Origin of the sequence: Affinundibacterium seohonense (assembly GCF_014284305.1) — a bacterium.
Classification (GTDB): Bacteria; Pseudomonadota; Gammaproteobacteria; order Burkholderiales; family Burkholderiaceae_D; genus Undibacterium; species Undibacterium seohonense.
The window spans coordinates 144,392-164,014 of the sequence record NZ_JACOFW010000007.1; the positions used below are offsets into that span (position 1 = coordinate 144,392).

At 46.9% G+C, this 19,623-nt stretch carries 14 protein-coding genes; 13 read left to right on the forward strand and 1 reads right to left on the reverse strand.

Features of this window, described 5'->3' with window-relative positions:
- Positions 1–15: 15 nt before the first annotated feature.
- Both H8K52_RS08705 and H8K52_RS08710 read left to right on the forward strand, forming a co-directional pair.
- Positions 16–1,902, forward strand: a complete 1,887-nt coding sequence (locus H8K52_RS08705; RefSeq protein ID WP_186922505.1) for a propionate--CoA ligase — start codon at positions 16–18, stop codon at positions 1,900–1,902.
- Between the two features lie 677 nt (positions 1,903–2,579).
- Positions 2,580–3,446 (forward strand): alpha/beta hydrolase, encoded by an 867-nt coding sequence (locus tag H8K52_RS08710; RefSeq protein WP_186922506.1) that lies wholly within the window; start codon positions 2,580–2,582, stop codon positions 3,444–3,446.
- A 111-nt stretch (positions 3,447–3,557) separates the two neighbouring features.
- Here H8K52_RS08710 and H8K52_RS08715 read toward each other — a convergent pair whose 3' ends face one another.
- Complete coding sequence (locus tag H8K52_RS08715) at positions 3,558–5,099, reverse strand: methyl-accepting chemotaxis protein (RefSeq protein ID WP_186922507.1); 1,542 nt, start codon at positions 5,097–5,099, stop codon at positions 3,558–3,560.
- A 237-nt stretch (positions 5,100–5,336) separates the two neighbouring features.
- Between H8K52_RS08715 and H8K52_RS08720 the strand changes: the two genes are divergently transcribed.
- The 11 genes from H8K52_RS08720 to H8K52_RS08770 all read left to right on the forward strand — a co-directional run bounded on the left by H8K52_RS08720 (position 5,337) and on the right by H8K52_RS08770 (position 19,620).
- Complete coding sequence (locus H8K52_RS08720) at positions 5,337–5,549, forward strand: hypothetical protein (protein ID WP_186922508.1); 213 nt, start codon at positions 5,337–5,339, stop codon at positions 5,547–5,549.
- A 338-nt stretch (positions 5,550–5,887) separates the two neighbouring features.
- Positions 5,888–6,772: an EAL domain-containing protein gene (locus H8K52_RS08725; protein WP_222613736.1), complete on the forward strand. Its 885-nt coding sequence runs from the start codon at positions 5,888–5,890 to the stop codon at positions 6,770–6,772.
- 671 nt (positions 6,773–7,443) lie between these two features.
- Positions 7,444–8,175, forward strand: a complete 732-nt coding sequence (locus tag H8K52_RS08730; RefSeq protein WP_222613737.1) for a hypothetical protein — start codon at positions 7,444–7,446, stop codon at positions 8,173–8,175.
- Positions 8,176–8,732: 557 nt separating this feature from the next.
- Positions 8,733–10,955: a carboxy terminal-processing peptidase gene (locus H8K52_RS08735; RefSeq protein ID WP_186922510.1), complete on the forward strand. Its 2,223-nt coding sequence runs from the start codon at positions 8,733–8,735 to the stop codon at positions 10,953–10,955.
- A 171-nt stretch (positions 10,956–11,126) separates the two neighbouring features.
- Positions 11,127–11,849 carry a c-type cytochrome gene (locus H8K52_RS08740; RefSeq protein ID WP_186922511.1) on the forward strand — a complete coding sequence of 241 codons (723 nt, stop codon included), beginning with the start codon at positions 11,127–11,129 and terminating at the stop codon, positions 11,847–11,849.
- Positions 11,846–13,192, forward strand: coding sequence for a c-type cytochrome (locus H8K52_RS08745; protein ID WP_186922512.1), 1,347 nt, complete (start codon positions 11,846–11,848; stop codon positions 13,190–13,192). The genes H8K52_RS08740 and H8K52_RS08745 overlap by 4 nt, the downstream gene beginning before the upstream one ends.
- 109 nt (positions 13,193–13,301) lie before the next feature.
- The gene (locus tag H8K52_RS08750) at positions 13,302–15,977 is read left to right on the forward strand and encodes a M1 family metallopeptidase (protein WP_186922513.1); all 2,676 of its coding nucleotides are present in this window, start codon (positions 13,302–13,304) and stop codon (positions 15,975–15,977) included.
- Between the two features lie 314 nt (positions 15,978–16,291).
- Positions 16,292–16,846 carry a hypothetical protein gene (locus tag H8K52_RS08755; RefSeq protein ID WP_186922514.1) on the forward strand — a complete coding sequence of 185 codons (555 nt, stop codon included), beginning with the start codon at positions 16,292–16,294 and terminating at the stop codon, positions 16,844–16,846.
- Positions 16,847–16,935: 89 nt separating this feature from the next.
- Complete coding sequence (locus H8K52_RS08760; RefSeq protein WP_186922515.1) at positions 16,936–18,363, forward strand: M20/M25/M40 family metallo-hydrolase; 1,428 nt, start codon at positions 16,936–16,938, stop codon at positions 18,361–18,363.
- Between the two features lie 160 nt (positions 18,364–18,523).
- On the forward strand, positions 18,524–18,907 hold the full coding sequence (locus tag H8K52_RS08765; protein ID WP_186922516.1) for a BlaI/MecI/CopY family transcriptional regulator: 384 nt from the start codon (positions 18,524–18,526) through the stop codon (positions 18,905–18,907).
- Positions 18,904–19,620 (forward strand): M56 family metallopeptidase, encoded by a 717-nt coding sequence (locus H8K52_RS08770; RefSeq protein WP_222613738.1) that lies wholly within the window; start codon positions 18,904–18,906, stop codon positions 19,618–19,620. Before H8K52_RS08765 ends, H8K52_RS08770 begins: the two co-directional genes overlap by 4 nt.
- Positions 19,621–19,623 lie beyond the last annotated feature (3 nt).

Below are 19,623 nucleotides of genomic sequence, written 5' to 3' on the forward strand. Positions count from 1 at the left end.
AAAACTGGAGACAAAATGAACTACCAAGATTTTTATCAAGCCTCAATTCAAGACCCAGCCAGCTTCTGGGATCAACAAGCCCAACTCATCAGCTGGCATAAACCCTATAGCCAAGTGCTCGATCACAGCAAACCACCATTCGCCAAATGGTTTGTCGGTGGCGAAACGAATCTTTGTTATAACGCGATTGATCGTTGGTTGGAGACACAGTCGGATAAGGCGGCATTGATCGCCATTTCGACTGAAACCAATGCCGAGAAAACCTACAGCTTTGCTGAACTGCATGCCGAAGTACAACGCATGGCAGCAATCATGTTGGATCTCGGCGTCAAGAAGGGCGATAGAGTTTTAATCTATATGCCCATGATTGCCGAAGCGGCATTTGCCATGTTGGCCTGTGCGCGCATCGGTGCTGTGCATTCCGTGGTGTTCGGTGGCTTTGCCTCTAAGAGTTTAGCAACACGTATTGATGATGCTAAACCCGTATTGGTGGTGTCTGCTGATGCTGGGATGCGCGGTGGTAAAGCTGTGCCTTACAAACCTTTGCTGGATGAAGCGATTCAACTGGCCGACCATAAGCCAGCAAAGGTTTTGTTAGTGAATCGTGGACTCGATGCGATGATGGTTGCCGATCGTGACGTTGATTACGCGGCATTGCGTGAGCAGCATATGCACGCCCAGGTTCCAGTAACGTGGTTGGAATCGAATGAAATGTCGTATGTACTCTACACCTCTGGTACAACAGGTAAACCCAAAGGTGTGCAACGTGATGTAGGTGGCTATGCGGTTGCTTTGGCTTCGTCCATGAAAAATATTTTCTGCGGCAATCCTGGAGAAACCTATTTCGCGACGTCCGATATTGGTTGGGTCGTAGGCCACTCGTATATTGTCTACGGTCCGTTGATCGCCGGCATGGCAACCATCATGTATGAAGGCACACCGATTCGCCCTGATGCTGGTGTGTGGTGGAGTATCGTTGAGAAATATAAAGTGTCGCGCATGTTTTCAGCGCCGACCGCAGTACGCGTCTTGAAAAAACATCCGGTAGAATTGATGAAGAAATACGATCTTTCTTCTCTCAAGGCTTTGTATTTGGCTGGTGAACCTTTGGATGAAACGACATCGAATTGGATTGCGACCGAACTGGGCGTACCAATTATCGACAATTACTGGCAAACCGAAACTGGTTGGCCGATCTTATCCGTCGCGCGTGGCGTTGAACATAAAGACACACGACTTGGCAGTCCCGGTATTGCGATGTATGGCTATAACGTGACGATTATTAACGAAGCCACAGGTGCGGTTTGTGGTCCAAATGAAAAAGGCGTGGTGGCGATTAAAGGCCCATTGCCTCCGGGTTGTATGCAAACCATTTATGGTGACGACGCGCGTTTTGTGCAGACTTACTGGTCGAACTTCGCGCATGATCAACTGTATTCCACCTTCGATTGGGGCATACGTGATGAGGATGGCTATTTCTTCATTTTGGGACGCACCGATGACGTGATTAATGTCGCTGGACATCGTCTCGGCACTCGTGAAATCGAAGAAAGTATCTCCAGTCATCCGCAGATTTCTGAAGTCGCGGTGGTGGGGATTGAAGATAAGCTGAAAGGGCAGGTCGCGGTAGCGTTTGCGATTATCAAAAATCCAGAGCGTGCGGCATCACCAGAGTTAGCGAAAGCGTTGGAAGCCGAAGTGATGGCCGTGGTCGATAAACAGTTAGGTGCGGTGGCACGTCCTGCGCGGGTCTATTTTGTGGCGATGTTACCGAAAACGCGTTCCGGCAAACTCTTACGTCGTTCGATACAAGCCGTTTGTGAAGGCCGTGATGCAGGTGATTTGACTACCATCGAAGACCCACAATCTCTGCAACAGATTAAGAACGCTTTAGGTCAATGAGATCTGTATGAACGAGAAAATTTGCCTTCGTAACAGACAGTCGGTATGGGGCCGAACAAGCAGCAATGTGTCTTGGGCCCTGACCTAGGCTAGGTAGCTAGCAGGCGAGTAATTTGCGGCAAGCATTACTCGCCGGTCTGCCCAAGCCCGGCGCAAAAAGTTGCTCCGGTCATGCTTCATTTCCATGTCATTTTTTAATTTGTACCTATCACGCGCGTAAATCCTCGCCGCCGTTCCCGGCAAAAATACCATAGGAAGATAAGCCGCGCTTATGTCTGCAGCATTCAACTAGAGTGGTCATGACAGCAAAAAAGACGTTGGTAATATCACCGACTACCAATGGAAATCCAATGCTAAATAGGAATCGCAATTGCTGATTTATAGCAAATGCGGCAGCCACTAAGGCACCAAGAGAGGAGCCGCTTGCATGGACGAAAGACGAGAATACGAAGTTTGTAGGGGCAAATAAATGTCATGACACTTTCAGGGTTTTCATCGCTTTCCCATGCACTTCATACTCTAATCATCACACAATAATTTTGTTGTAGGGGTGACTTATATCGCATAATCGCACTGGAGTGATCTTGTTGAATTCGGCGAGCATTCACTTTGGTTCTGATGAAAATTTGAGAATTATTAGACCAGTAAAACAATCAATCTTCATGATACGTCCATAAATGAAAATCGTCCTTACCCTTGTTTTCAGCGTTCTTGTTAGCGCATGTGCCTCAACATCGTATCAAGCGCCTGCAACTACGCAAGCCTTGCAGCATGACAATCATCTTCCATCATTACAAGGCGATTATTTCAAAATTAAATCGACCCATGTAGGCAGAGATTTTCATATCAATGTACGACTTCCGCTGGACTATCAAGCCAGCGATGCCAAGACCTATCCTGTGGTGTATGTGCTCGATGGCGATAGTCTGTTTCCGCTACTAGCACCGACGCATCTTTTTCTGAACCTTGACGAAAAATTGCCAGAAGCGATCATTGTTGGCATCAGCTATGGCAGCTTTGATCCGGCGATCAATAAACGCGACATCGACTTTAACGCCCCCGCAGCTGACGCTAAGCCAGGCGAAGATGGTGCGCCACGCTTTTTAGCTTTTTTGAAAAGCGAACTGATACCCAAAATTGAAAATCAATTTCGTGCCAACGCAGCCAAACGCGTACTGGTCGGACAATCGCGCGGTGGTTATTTTGTATTGTGGTCGGCGCTGGAAGACCCGGACTTATTCTGGGGACGCATTGCCAGTAATCCAGCCTTAGCGCCAGGTCGAGTACGTTTTTTTGAAGCTGCGGCAGGTCACACCAGAAAAGACCTAAAGCTCGCCATCGCTTCCGGCACGCGCGATACCGAACTAAGACAGCGTAATGCAACAGAGTGGGGTACAACATGGTCATCCCGCGCTGATGCTCCTTGGGCGGTCAATCTAATCAAGATTGACGGTGGCACACATGCTGCAACGATAGGTGAGACTTATCGTCGGGCTATGCTTTGGTTGTTTGAAACCGAGATTGCTGCGGTCAAATCGCCATAATCTGGTTCGCGCCTGTGGCTAGGGCTAGCATTAACCACATTAGTAGGCGCGACGAGCATCACATGATCGCCATTTCAATCCCGGATTAAGTGGTAGAGGAAAGCTTCGTGTTTAAGGTAGTTTGAAAGCCGAAACGGCTGTAATTAACTCTTGCGCTTGGGTTCTTAGACTCAATGCTGCGGAGGACATTTCTTCGACTAATGCAGCGTTCTGTTGTGTACTAGATTCAATATCATTGACAGCTTCGCCGACTCGCACAACGCCATGTGATTGCTCAGCGCTTGCATTGCTGATTTCCGCCATAATGAGATTGACACGCGAAATCGAGCGAACTACCTTCTCCATCGTAGTTCCGGCTTGATCGACTAATGCGGACCCCTGATTGACACGTTCAACACTGTCGCTAATTAATTGTTTAATTTCTTTTGCCGCATTGGCAGAACGCCCAGCTAAGTTTCTGACTTCCGATGCGACCACTGCAAAGCCTCGTCCTTGTTCGCCAGCTCGTGCGGCTTCGACCGCGGCGTTTAACGCCAGAATGTTAGTTTGAAAAGCGATGCTATCGATGACACTAATGATGTCAGAGATTTTATTTGACGCTGCATTAATGCCTTTCATCGTTTCTACTACCTCGGACACAGCTTTGCCCGCATTGGCGGCAACCTCCGCAGCCGATGAGGCCAACTGATTGGCCTGTTGCGCATTGTCGGCATTTTGTCTTACTGTCGAACTTAATTGCGCCATCGCGTCAATGGTCTTATCAAGTGCATGCCCTTGGGCTTCTGTTCGAGTGCTTAAGTCTTCATTGCCGGACGCAATTTCGGCGCTAGAGCTGGCGACGCCGTCAGATGAATTTCTCACCTTTGTAACAATTTGGGTCAAGGATTTTTGCATTGCCTTCAAGGATGCCAGGAGTGGACTAAACTCATCCTTGAAATCATCATCGATCGAATGGACTAAGTCACCATCGCGCACTCGCTCTGCTATTTGTTGCGAAACTTGAACTCTAGAGCGCAGCACACGTGCTAAATAGCCGGAAAATACAGTCAATCCGATCGCAACCAACATTACTAGACCGACGATCTGGTAGCTCGTTGTATCGGCTTCTTTTGCAAAATTACCTAACTCGACTTTCAGTTGCTTACTTTGCCGTGTTTTTTCTTCACCACTTGCGACAAGCAGAATGTTTCGTGCAGGAATAGTTTGGTTCACCAAAAATTCGAAAGCTTCATCTTTTTTTCCTTCGGAGATCAGTTGAATATTCTTTTCCCCAACGACCCAAAAGGCCCCAACAACAGGTTTGAACTTGTTAATGAAAGTACGACCTTCATCCGTAAAAACACCGCTTTCAAATTCCTTTAATGTGGCATCGATAATTTGACGCTTTTCTTTGATTTCTTTGAATGTCGTGTCTAGCTCTTCAGGTGTTCTAGCCAATATTGCATGTCTTAGTAGGAGTGATGTCCGTGTGACATTCAACTCGATTGCCGCAATTTGCATTAACTGCGGTACTCGCTTTTCTTCGGTTTGAATGACTAAGCTCTTGATTCCTTTGAGGGAAACCCATGCATCAATGGCGACTATGCCTAATGCAAAAATGAGGACAAAAGAAACTAAATATAGCCGTTTTGCTATGCTCATCTGAGAGAGCATAAACGATCCTTTATTGAGTTAACTTGATTGGCGTTGTTTTCCTGAGAGTAATATTAGCACCAATAGCTGTAATCGTAAGGAGGGCTTGCGCTTTTCGTGTCCGTAAAATAAGGAAAAAGATAAACTTGTCGCGAAACTACCGCAAACATTTTTTATTTTTTCATGTATTTATACAACAAGATTGCTTGGTATTTTTATTACTTTACTCTAGTCGCATGACTCTCAGTTTTCACCCCGATGCAGTATCGTAAAAAGTTTGTTAATACGAACCTGTCGTCGCTCAAAGTTGAAAATTCTAAAATCAAATCGACCAATGCAGGAACGGGTTTTCAGACTGATGTGCGGCTTCTATTGGGTTGTGAAGCTAGCGATGCCAAGACTTACGTTGTGATGCATGTGCGTGATGGTAATAATCCATTTCCCATACTGGCACCAACGCCTATGTTTTGAATAATGACGCGACATTCCCAAACGCGATCATTGTCGGTTTCAGCGATGGTCGCGTCGATCCGACAGTCAATAAATGCAATAGCGATTTGTTTTGTGTCGGCAGTCGATTAATCTAGAATTCATTGAATCGACCAGACAGTATTTACATAGATCACGATATACAACTGTCCCTAGTACACGATGGTAATGACCAGCATATCCGAATAGTTGTTTGCCAAGAGCCCAGTTTGATGTGCTGGGATGGCGTCATAAATGGCACGAGAGAAAACAAATTTCTCTGAGCAGCGCGTTACCTTCGTTGCATCGGCATCCTCATCAAGCCGATCAATCGAAGCGCATTGCAAGACATCTTTGAGACTTGGTCGACCTCGGTACCGAGCCAAGAAGTGGCACCGCTATCGAAAGTGAATCCAGAGACACTGCGCGCTGCGATTGCTGATGGTGAGCTGATCAATTATTATCAACCCAAGGTTAATCTGCAAACCGGCGAAGTCGTCGGATTCGAAACATTGGTGCGTTGGAATAGTCCAACCCAAGGCTTACTTTTCCCTGACCAATTTATTAGCGTTGCGGAAGAATTTGATATGGTCGATGAGATGACTTTGCAAGTGTTGCAGAGCGCCTTGAAACAAGCACGTGAGTGGCAAGATGCGGGCAAGCTATGGCGCGTTGCCGTCAATATCTCCATGAAAAATCTAGCCTCATTGCGTTTTCTCGATCAGATTTTGTCGATGACCTTGGCAGCACGCCTTGAACCACAGATGCTGGAGCTTGAGGTAACCGAGAGTTATCACGCCGATGACTTGAGAATACCTTTAGAGATACTTACGCGCTTACATATCAATCGATTTCGCTTGTCGATCGATGATTTTGGGACTGGTAATTCATCGCTCAGTCAATTGACAGCGATCCCGTTCGATGAATTAAAAATAGATCAGCGATTCGTCCACGGTGCGCACATCGACGCCACCCGTTGCGCCGCCTTTGACGCTAGTTTGGGTCTAGCGAAGCAATTGCACATGGAAGCCGTTGCAGAAGGCGTTGAAGATAGAGCGGATTGGGACTTCTTAAAAGATAAAGCCTGCGACGTCGCGCAAGGTTACTTCATTTCTAAGGTATTACCGGTTGGTGACATACCATCGTGGTTGCTTTCGTGGGAAGCACGTAGGCCTGAGCTATGTCAGACTACGCAAGTGTTGACTAAGTTTGAAGTGCTTCATTGATTTGCGACTTGTTGTCGTGTTCTCACCTGTGATTTCTGGACATGCAATCGTTGCTGATCGATGCTCAGACAGTACAACACGCTTTTTCGATTCTCCGAAAAAAGCTGATCTCTAAAAATGAAAATTGATACAGGATCAAAGCCGCAAAACACGCTTCGGTTAGATGATCGTGTGTGGTTTTTTTCAATAGCCGTTATTCACCGTCGTCCGATTTTATAGCGAAACAATCTCTTTGTAGGTGCGATTAGCATCGCGTAATCGCACGTATGAAAACGGCGATGTTTCAAATGATGAAATTTAGTGTAATCGGTTTGTAAAGTTGATCTAGAATGTGGTTCGCGATGTTCATTTGAATATGGCTGGAGGCGAAAGATGACATGCGTGCGATTACGCGATGCTAATCGCACCTACGGCGCTAGATACCATGGGAGAAATAAATGCGTAAAAGTGTATGGAGTCGCGCCTACGATACGCGGTTTTTTTTGAATAAAATTTTTGTTTTTTTCGTGATATTGAGTTCGAGTTCGCAATCACACCCTTTGCAAAAAATCAGTAGCACGAAAGCTGCCGTAGTGGATACGAAGTCGAATGAAGTCAAAGAGCGACAAAAACTGGAACAGAGTTATCGGAGTTGCCCTAACGGTCACTATGGCGGGCCAAGGCCTGGGCGCGTGCGCTATACCAAAGATCCTTGGATTTGGGTGGTGACACCTGAGTTTGCTGCGAAATATTGTATGCCAGAAGCCTTCATTGATCCAGATTTAAAAGGCGCAGAGGCAGTTGCCGTCAAGATCCGTGAAGAGCAAGATGAAGAGATTTGTGGATGGGGAGATCGCGTGGAAGTCTGCAATAAAGCGAGGTCGTTGCGCTTTGAGATTTATATTAAAGGTGAGGTCAAGTTACCAAAAGAAAATGATCTTCCCTATTACATGCCTGCGATTTTGCCTAGTGTTTTCCTGATCTCAAATAACATGTTTGATCAGGAAAAAGTTCGAAAGAAAAATCAACAAAACCCTAAACCTGGCGTGAAGCCTATCTTTAAGGCATCTCAGGTTGGATTGTATTTGTTGTCTGAAGATAAAACTACGATTCAGTTGAGTGAAATTTACAATGAAAGTTTCTTTAAGGATATTTTTTATGGGATTGACTTTATGTCATTTGATAGCATTACAGGAGTGGTCAAGAAGTCGAAAATTTCTGACCAAACTAACCTTGGTTTGGTAATCGCTTTCCGTCCAGTGAACGACAAAATACCATACGCACAGCAACGCAAACTTGGTGATTTTGAACATGTAGTTTATCTGCCAAATCAATTTGCGCGCAAAGTTTCAGAACTTGATTCTCATGCTGGTGATGATATTCAAGAATTAGCAAAACGAGCCCTTGGATTGAGAAAAAATTAGCAAGATTTATTAAAACCGCTGAATTGGAAAGACTAGATTGCGATGAATGATCAAAAGGTTCTGAAATATTTGCTATCCACTAATGGTGTATATGGTACGGGTACCTAGGTGAGCAAAGAGTTTCGAAAATTTAAGTGACTTCATACATCATCGACGTCGCCCACTACGCTTCTCCAACTTACACTCCTGCGTAGCAATAGTTTGATTATTGCTATCCAGGTTTTTCAAATACACGCCAAATCCTAATAGCGTTGAATTGCCTTTGAAGGCTTGGAACTCGTTAGGAACTTTAGAAACCCTCACAGGTCATAACAACAACTCGTTACAAAATAGCGTGAAAAACCCCTAGAACTCTTGCGGTAGCTAGCTGTGCGAATTCTCAACAAGTGATATGCTTGTTCAACTTAAAACGCAGCTCTTGCTGATAGAGTGCGAGAATTTTGCGAAAGAGATAAAAAATATTCGTATTTTGCTATTTAAAAGTATTCATTGTTATTGCACACTATGAAAGTGCCCGTCAAAGTGTCCATCGCAATACGAATCATTGGAGAAAGAACATGAAAAAGACTTTGTTAGGGTTGGCCATCGCCTTGGCAGTTTCTACCCATTTTGCCATTGCGGAATCTAGTCCAGTATCTGCTGCTGCAACGCCTGATGTTAGTAATGCGGCAAAAGCCCCATTAAATTTCCAGCCCTTGCCGCAACAAATTCAGGCGGCAAATATGACCGCCGAATTTTTTACCCGTTTTCACTACAAAGCTACGCCCTTAGACGATGCGATGTCGGAGAAGATTTTTGATCGTTATTTAAAATCCTTAGATGGCGATAGAATTTTTTTCATACAAGCGGATATCGACAAATTTTCTGCTGCACGCGACAAAATGGATGATGCGATTTTGGGACAAGATCTGAGGACACCGTTTGCGATGTTCAATCTTTATCATCAGCGCTTCAAAGAGCGTTTGACTTATGCGCGTGAATTATTAGGTACAGAATTTGATTTCTCTCAAAAAGAGGGCTATCGCTATCAGCGTGAAAAAGAGCCTTGGCCTCAGACCGAAGCGCAGATGCGCGATCTGTGGCGTCAGCGGGTTAAGAATGATTGGTTGCGCTTGAAATTGGCGGGCAAGGATGCCGCAGCCATCAAGACGACTTTGGAAAAACGCTACGAAACAACGCTCACTCGCATGAACAAGTTAAAGAGTGAAGATGTGTTTCAACTCTTTATGAATGCCTATGCCATGTCGGTGGAGCCGCATACAAATTATCTTGGGCCAAAAGCCGCCGAAGATTTTGATATCGCGATGCGCCTGTCGATGAGTGGTATCGGTGCGACTTTGCAAGATCGTGACGAAATGGCGACTGTGCGCGAGATGGTGCCTGGCAGCCCAGCTGCTTTGTCTGGTAAGTTGAAAGTCGGTGATCGTATCGTCGGCGTTGGTCAAGGCGCTAACGGTACACCGGTTGATGTGATGGGCTGGCGTCTAGATGATGTCGTGAAGTTGATTCGCGGCCCGAAAGATACGACGGTGTTGTTAGATGTCTTGCCAGCTGATGCCGGTCCAGATGGCGCGCATAAAACGGTGGTTTTGGTCAGAAATAAAATCACCTTAGAGCAGCAAGCTGCAAAAAAATCGATTCAAGAAGTGAAGACAGCCGATGGGACTCGTCGTATTGGTGTCATCGCTTTGCCAACTTTTTACCAAGACTTTGACGCACGTCGTCGTGGCGATAAAGACTTTAAGAGCGCAACGCGTGACGTTGCTAAACTCTTGGGTGAGTTGAAGAAAGAAAAAGTTGATAGCGTCTTGATCGATTTACGCGACAACGGCGGTGGCTCATTGAATGAAGCGGTCGAGTTGACTAGCTTGTTCATCGGTAAAGGCCCTGTGGTGCAGCAACGGAATTCCCAAGGCAAAGTGCATGTCGAGAATGACAGCGCTGGCGTGGTGGCTTGGGATGGTCCATTAGGTGTGATGATCAATCGTGGCTCTGCTTCGGCATCAGAGATTTTTGCAGCGGCAATTCAAGACTATGGTCGTGGTTTGATTATTGGCGAAAACAGTTTCGGTAAAGGCACTGTGCAAACTGTCATTAGTCTGGATCAAATGGCACGCAGCGACAAGCCACAATACGGCGATCTGAAAATGACCGTGGCGCAATTTTTCCGCGTCAATGGCGGTACCACGCAATTGCGTGGCGTGACACCCGATATCGCCTATCCTAGTTTCACGGATGCGGACAGTTATGGCGAATCTAGCTATGACAATGCGCTGCCATGGGTGCAAATCAAGCCAGCCAATTATCATGCCATCGGTAATTTGAAAGACGTACAAGGCATGCTGCAAGTACGTCACGAAATGCGCATCGCAAAAGATAAAGAGTTCCAATTCATTAAAGAAGATATTGCTGAATTTAAAAAGCAAAAAGAGAACAAAGTTATTTCTTTGAACGAAGAAGAACGTCGTACCGAACGCGATTTGCGTGAGAAGAAAAGCAAAGAGCGTGAAGCGATCCGTGCAGCTCTGGACGGCAAAACAAAAGGTGCTGGTAAAGCCGATGCCAATAAGTTGCCAACACAAGATGATGGACTGCAAGGTAGTGAGCGTAGTCTGGCTGCTGAGTTAGCCGCTGAGAAAGCCAGCAAAGAAGCCAAAGATGTATATTTGATCGAAGCTGCTCATATCTTGAGTGACGAAATTGAATTAGCAAAATCGAGCAAGCGTTTGGCCGACAAAACGATTTCACGTGCCAGTGCCAAGAGTAAAGAGATGAATTGAGATATCGACTGTCGACGCGATTATTATCGGATCGTGTCATCTCAAGAGTCATCAGTACATACTACGTAATACCCAAGACGCTTGTTGGATGTGCTTTACAACCGAGTTGGTTCGTAAAGTGCAAACAGCAGGCGTCTTGGCTTTTGAGGATTTAAAAATATGCGAATGAGAATGTTGAAGAATGTTCACGCAACTTTGTTGGGTAGCTTATTTGTAGCGAGTGTGGCGATCGTGCTCGGTAGCATGACGACCGCCAATGCACAGACCATTCCTGATACTTTGCAGCAAAGAGTCAAAGCCTGTGTGGCCTGTCATGGACAAGAAGGACGCGCCACGACGGATGGTTTTTATCCACGTATTGCTGGCAAACCAGCTGGTTATCTATTGAATCAATTGCGTAATTTTCGAGAAGGCAAGCGCGTTTATCCCATGATGACTTATATGGTCGCGCATTTGAATGATGCCTATCTGCAGGAAATCGCGAATTACTTTTCTGAGCTAAACCCCCCGTATGCCGCTCCGCAAGCCAATGCTGCATCCGCCGACATGCTAGCGCGCGGACGTGACTTAGTGAAGCTGGGTGACACTAATAAAAAGCTGCCGGCGTGCATTGCCTGTCATGGCGATAAGATGACTGGACTTGCACCATTTATCCCTGGTCTCTTAGGTTTGCCGCGTGATTATTTGGTGGCGCAATTAGGTGCATGGCAAACCGGCAGCCGACATGCAGCAGCGCCAGATTGTATGCAGAGTGTCGCAAAACAATTAGATGCCAATGACATCGCGGCAGTGTCAGCGTGGCTGGCAATGCAGACTTTACCCGCACAAACAAAAGCGCCTGAACAGCCCACTGGATTTACATTGCCAGTGGCATGCGGGAGCGTGAAACCATGAAAATGACGATCAAATCGATTTGGACAGTACTGAAATTACTTCTCGTTAGTGGTGTGGTGGCGGTGCTGCTATTCGCGTGGTACGGTTATCAATTAGGCGACGCCTATCAAGCCGCGCCACTTACGTCGACATCAAGCTTGTCCTCTGCAGACGAGAAGTTGCCTGTTTTGGAACATGGTGCCTATCTGGTAAAAATAGCAGATTGTATGGCTTGCCATACCGCTCGCGGTGGTGCGCCCTTTGCTGGTGGCAGGATCATGCAGTCGGAGTTTGGTCAGTTTGTCACACCAAACATCACGCCAGACAAGCAGACCGGTATCGGCAATTGGACGGCAGAAGATTTTTGGAATGCCCTGCATAATGGTAAGAGCAAAGATGGGCGTTTGTTGTACCCAGCCTTTCCGTTTACGAATTACACCCATATCACGCGCAGTGATGCGGATGCGATGTTTGCCTATTTGCAGTCACAGCCAGCGGTATCGCAAAGCAAGCGCGAGCATAGCCTCGCTTTTCCTTATAACCAAGCGTTTGGCTTGGCATTGTGGCGTGCGATGTATTTCCAGCCCGGCGAATTGAAGCCGCAATCGGATCAGAGTTCGGAGTGGAATCGCGGTGCCTATTTGACCCGTGGTCTTGCGCATTGCAGTGCTTGTCATAGTAGTCGCAATGGTTTGGGCGCAAATGGCGGCAGCGCGGATTTTTCTGGTGGCGAGATGGCGGGCATTGGCTGGTACGCACCCTCATTAACCGCGAAAGATGAACTGAATGTCTCGCAATGGACGAATCAGGATCTTGCGCAATTACTGCAACACGGTGTGAATCGCCACAGTAGTGTCAATGGACCAATGGCCGAGGTGGTCAGCCAGAGTTTGCAGCACTTGAGTGATAAGGATGCTAGTGCGATGGCAAACTACTTACGTGCTTTGCCGCAGCAAGTGCAAGCAGCGCCAGATTTGTTGGATCAGGCAATCACCCGAACCGCAGTGAGTAAAGAACAAATGCAAGACATCATGTTACGTGGCGAAGTGATTTATCGCGCGCAATGTGCCGAATGCCATGGTAAAAATGGTGAAGGGCAAGCTGGCATTTATCCGGCATTGCGCGGTAATGCCTCCTTACAAACCAAGTCTTTGAGCAATCCTATCCGCATGATTTTGGCGGGCGGCTTTGCGCCAGTAACGAAGGCCAACCCTCGCCCCTACAGCATGCCGCCGTTTGCACCGTTTTTAGACGACGGTGAAGTCGCTTTGGTGTTGAGCTACACACGTAATGCCTGGGGTAATCGGGGAAGTGTGGTGAGTGCCGCTGAAGTCAATCCATATCGTACAGCGAGTCTGGACTAAGCGTGGTGTTTTGGGGAACTTCTGTGCGATTGATGTTGACTAAGCGTTAGCAATAATTCATTGCGCTAAACATAGATAAACATAAAAAATAACAGAAGTAAGGGAAAGCATGAAACGAACATTGATTTCTACGGCAATTTGCGCGCTCGCAACTTGGAGCAGCTTGCCGAGTCTTGCAGCGGAATCTGCGTCAGCAAATAAGCATATTCAGCTTGATTTTAGTAAAGTGACGACGCAGCTGCCGCGAGGCGTGCGACCAGTGCATTACGATGTGTCATTAACGCCCAACGCAAAAGACGCAAGCTTTAGCGGTAAGGTGGCGATAAGTTTACACCTCTTGCAAGCCAATCGCACCATCACATTAAACGCCACGGATCTACGTTTTAAGAAAGTTCGGTTATTTGCTAGCGATGGTCGCTTGATCAGTAGCGACGCAAAAATTAAGCTCAATGTGGAAGCACAAACCGCTAGCTTTACCTTTGCCAAAGCGCTGCAAAAAGGCGCTTACAAGTTGGAGTTAGAATATGACGGCGTGATCGGTACCCAAGCTGTCGGTTTATTTTCGCTCGATTATGAAAATGCCGAAGGCAAGCAACGCGCACTCTATACCCAGTTTGAAAATTCTGATGCACGACGCGTGATCCCATCTTGGGATGAACCGATTCACAAAGCGACGTTCAATTTAGAAGTGATCGTGCCGAGCGCGCAGTTGGCAGTCAGTAATATGCCAGTGCAATCAAAAACCGATTTAGGCAATGGCACCAGTCTGGTCAAATTCGGCACGTCACCCAAGATGTCGACCTATTTACTATTTTTGAGCGTTGGTGATTTTGAACGTGCAACCGTGATGGCGGAAGGAACCGAAATTGGCGTCATTGCCAAGCGCGGTAGTCTGGATCAAGCACGCTATGTCTTGGAAGAATCCAAAGGTATTTTGCGCGAGTTCAATGATTACTTCTGCATCCGTTACCCCTTACCGAAGTTGGACAATGTCGCAGCACCAGGCAGCAGCCAATTCTTTAGTGCGATGGAGAACTGGGGCGCTATTTTTACGTTTGAAAGTTCAATTCTGCTCGATCCAAGTATCTCGACTCATGCAGATAAACAGCTCGCCTTTGTCACTGCGGCGCATGAGACCGCTCATCAATGGTTTGGCAATTTGGTGACGATGCAATGGTGGGACGATTTGTGGTTGAACGAAGGTTTCGCGTCGTGGATGGAAAACCGCACCATGATGCGTCTGCACCCAGAATGGCTACCAGAATTTAATGCGATCTCCGTACGGGAACAAGCGATTGGTCGTGACGCCTTAGCGACCACGCATGCCGTCGTGCAAAAGATCAAGACTGTGGATCAAGCTAGTCAAGCCTTTGACACCATCACGTATCAAAAAGGTGAGGCGGTGATCCGCATGTTGGAGAATTATGTCGGTGCCGATGCCTGGCGTGATGCGGTCCGTGCGTATATGAAAAAACATGCCTACAGCAACACGCAATCGCGCGACCTATGGACAGAAGTCGAAAAAGCCGCGCGCAAACCGATTGTCGCCATTGCGAAAGATTTCACCGAGCAACCGGGCGTGCCTTTGATCCATGTTGACGATGTCGTGTGCAAAGATGGTAAAGCTATCGTCAGTCTCCGTCAGGGAGAGTTCTCCAAAGATTTGCCCAACAAAAAACCTCTTCACTGGCGCGTTCCAGTCGTCGCCCAGATCGCCGGAACACAGGTCATTGGAACGACCTTAGTGGTCAACGGCAAGGGTAGTTTGCAATTGCCAGCTTGTGGCACAGTCGTAGTGAATGCGGGACAGATGGGGTATTACCGCACTTTGTATGCACCTAAAGTTTTTGCGCAATTGGCACAACATTTCTCGCAAGTCGCGGCGATTGATCAGGTCGGTATTTTGACGGATAGTTGGGCACTCGGCATGAACGGGCTGCAAGACATCACGGCCTATCTGGATTTAGCGAAAGTGACGCCAGTGACTGCGAATTCTCATGTCTGGGAGAATATCGCAGCGACTTTTGCAACCGTGTCAGGCTACCTGAAAGACGATCCTGCACGTCAAAAAATCTTCAAACAATTCGCCTTACAGCGTTTAACGCCCATCATGCAAAACCTAGGATGGGAAGCTAAGGCAGGAGAGCCAGAGTATATAGCGAATTTCCGCGCTAGTTTAATTGCTGTGCTGGGATCGCTTGGAGAACCAGGTGTGCTGGCTGAAGCGCAACGTCGCTTTGCAGCGATGGATAGTGACCCAAGCGCTGCACCAGCGGCACTTCGCTTATTGATTCTCGGTATCGTCGCCGAAAACGCCGATCAAAAGACCTGGGATGCTCTGCATGCCAAAGCTGCTGCAGAAAAGTCTTCCTTGATTCGTCAAAGCCTTTACACATTGCTGGCGTCGAGTGACGACAAGGTATTGGCGCAACGCGCACTAGATTTAGCACTAACCGAAGAACCTGGTCTCACCATCAGTGCAGGCATGATCCGTCAAGTGGCGGGCAATCATCCTGATTTGGCATTTGATTTTGCCATCGCGAATATGGCAAAAGTGAATGACAGAGTGGATGCCACTTCACGCAGCCGTTTCTTCCCAGGACTCGCTAGCGCATCTTCTGATGCAAAGATGATCGACAAATTAAATGCGTATGCGAAAAGTCACCTCGACCCAAGTGCACGTGGTGAACTCGATACCGTGATTGCGGGCATTCTCTATAAAGCTAAAGTGAAACAGGAACGTGTGCCGGCAATTCGTGCTTGGTTAGATAAGCAGGGTCACTAAGTTCTTAGTTCTTGACTTTTGTTGTTTCGAAAACCGCTGCAGATTGGGTTCTGCAGCGGTTTTTTTATGTTGATGCCCATGCTGAGCTACAACTGTAGATTGATATAGATACCGCTGGCATCAGCATGATCTCATTTTGCAATTTGCGATTTATTTTTCACACTCCAAAAACCATGTTTTGCCTCTTAAAATTCCTCTTCATCGGAAATTGATCGAATTATACTTTTCAAATGATTATTCTCCAGACTCGCTGAACGGACAGCATCTCAATCGTTTTCGTTTCTTTGATTTACAAAATTTTCAGGAGAATCAACATGACTTTTTTTCGTCGTTTTAAACAATTTTTTGTTACTGGCTTAGTTACCAGCTTTGTTGCTTGCGGTTTGCTTAGTACTGGCGCTGCTCAAGCAGAACGAGGCCCGGCAACAGCAGAGGAGGGTGAACGCATAGTCAAGCTGGCGGCGGTCGCGGACAAAGATCCTTTAGCTGCCATGAGTTCTGCCGAAGGACGTTGGTTTCAAAAATGGGCAGACGATGTGCCCGACTATATGTTTGGTCCGGACAAAGGCGTATTTTGGTTTCACAATGGTGTTGCTAAGGGCGATTTGATGCGTGTCTTGCGTTTTCATCATACGGTGAGCACTGCGGCTTTTCAGTTGCAAAAGAAAATCAAAGACCCTATGAGAAATGAAGCCGATAACGAGGCTAAAACCTTGGCAGGTGTCGAAGGCGTGTTGCGTGCTTATGAATCACTGGTGGCAAAGAGTCCTGATAATCGTGTGCCTGCGATTGATGATCTGATCGCTGCACGCAATAAAGGTGGATTGGCGGAATTGGTAAAAAAAATGCCGCATATGCCTAGTCGTTAATGTTGATTGAAAAGAGCGTGTTTCCGCCGCGCTCTTTCGTCCAACGATAGTAAAAATTTTGCTACTCACCGCCTTTCCTTGTGATTCCTATGACTACTCTTTTTTCACGCAAGCTCAAACTTGTGCTCTTTGTTTTGAGCGCAAATTTATTACCATTTAGTATTGGCTATGCCCAGCAGCAAGTCACTGCTGTTCAACCTTCCAGCGCTAACATCTCCCAAGACTTATTCGCTGAGATCGCTCAAAACAATCAATTAATGCTGAATCTAGAAGAAATGTGTGACGGCATAGGACCACGCCTGACTGGCTCGCAACAATTACGCCAAGCGCAACAATGGGCGATGGAAAAACTCAAAAGCTATGGCGCGGTTAATGTGCATGAAGAAGCCTACGAGTTGGGTAGGGCTTGGACAAGAGGCGTAGCACGTGTCCGACTACTAAACGCCAATGGCATGCTGCTCGATGTTCAGCAGCAAGCCTGGAGCGATAGTAGTCCGCGCAAAACCTTCGCGGAAGTGGTGGTCATGAATGTGAAGACTTTAGACGAATTCAAAGAAATTGCACCCCGTTTGCGAGGGAAAATAGTACTGGCCTTATCGACACCCAAAGCGACTCCGGAACAAGAAAAAAACTTCAAACAATATTCTGATGAATTGAATAAAGCGATACGCGCAGCGGACTTCGCGGCGATATTTTTTGTCTCTGGCAGAGAGGGCAATATACAAGATATGTTTGGCGGCCCAAATACTCGTTACAAAAAGAACGCCGCGATTATCACCAAAGAGCATGCAAATTTATTGCAGCGTCTAGTCGCACGAGGCATTACACCGAAGCTAGAGTTTGAATTCGGTGGACGTTTGAGTAAAGATGTCGTGAAGGCCTATAACGTGGTTGCAGACTTTCCTGGTACAGAATTGAGCGATGAGACCGTGGTGCTTGGCGCGCATCAAGACTCATGGGATTTAGGAACGGGGGCGACTGACAATGGTGTCGGTACGGTAGTGACGATGGAAATTTTGCGAGCTATGCATGCGCTAAAACTAAAACCCAAACGTACGCTGCGAGTCGTGTTGTTCTCGGGCGAAGAGCAAGGCCTATTGGGGAGCAAAGCTTATCTGAAAGCGCATGCAGCGGAGCAGCCAAAAATACAGGCAATGCTGACGCAAGACGCTGGTGGCGGACGTATCACGGGCTTTCTGGATATGAAGGTCGATGAGTGGTTTGCTTCCTTGAACGAAGCGAAAGAACAGACCAAAGAATTGAGTCATCTTGACATTACCTATGCGGCAGGCGGCGGCTCAGATCATCAAGCTTTTTTCGAACAAGGCATCCCCGCCTTCGCGCCTATCCAAGATCCTCTGGATTATCGTTCGCACACTTGGCATAGCCAGGTCGATACGGTGGACCATGTATCGAAAGATAATTTGATCCAAAATGCTCAGGTAATGGCAGCGATGACGTGGGCGATGCTAAATAACAGAAAACTGCCACATCAAGCGCCACAGGTTTTGCGCTAGAAAATTAATCATAGGATTTGTACTTTTTTGGGAGAAAAAGCGTCGCCATCAGGGCAATTACATTCATTGCATTTTGTAGAAAAAAATTTCTAGACAAAAGTTTCTACAGCATTTATAGTGCCTTCACTATCGAATCGCACTGCTGGAAATACTTACCTCTATGACGAAAATTTCTATTCCCAAACCGACTGCATCGGAGCTGAATCTGCTCAAGTTACTCTGGCAATACGGCCCAATGAACTCTAAGCAAGCCCATGAACGCATACAGCTTGAGCGCCCTGATCTTGCTTATGCTACCGTCTTGCGTCATCTGCAAATCATGCATGGGAAGGGCATACTGACACGGGATGACAGTCAGCGCCCGCATTTATACGCGCCTTCTCAGGCTCAGGATTCTTTGCAAACGAATCTGCTCAAAGACATGATACAAAAAGTTTTTGCTGGCTCAGGCAAAGCCTTGATATTGGCCGCTTTGCGTGGGCATGTGACAGAGGCAGAGCGTGATGAAATCGAGCAAGTATTGAAGAATGAAAAGAAATCATGATGCCTGCTGACTCCTTAACTGATTTACTAGGTTGGCCCTTACTAAATTTTGTTTGGCAAGGTGCGTTGATCGCAAGTGTCTGCGCCATTATCTTGGCCTTTAGCCGCAATACGAGACCGCAATGGCGTTATCTGGTGGCCTGTAGTGCTATGTTGATCTGTTTGCTTTGGCCGGCGCTGGGCGTGCTAAAACAATGGCATGATCCGCAAGCCATTAGCCTGCATAGCGCAATTCAAATGGCGAGTGAGCTAGGCGCGTCCTTGAATCCAATTTGGATCGCACAAAGTAGTTTGGCTACTTGGATTGAGGCTTGGATGCCGCTCGTCGTTAGTATTTGGAGCATCGGCGTACTGTTGATGTTATTGCGTTTAGCTTTGGGACTATTATGGGTCTATCGCTTAGGGCAACATGGCAATGACATGGGCGCTTTAGCTCAGCAATGGCAGATACGCACCAATCAAATGGCCTACCAGTTTGCGATTCGTCGCAAGGTACATTTAAAATTTCAAAAAGATCTTTTAAGTCCGGTGACTTATGGTTGCGTTACGCCAGTGATAGTGATGCCTGTTTCATTGTTGACTGGAATGTCGCCAGAGATGATAGAGGCGCTCCTGGCCCATGAGCTAGCCCATATAAAACGCTGGGATTTCGCGGTAAATTTCCTGCAAAATTTGGTCTTGTCACTGCTGTTTTATCATCCAGCCGTTTGGTAGATT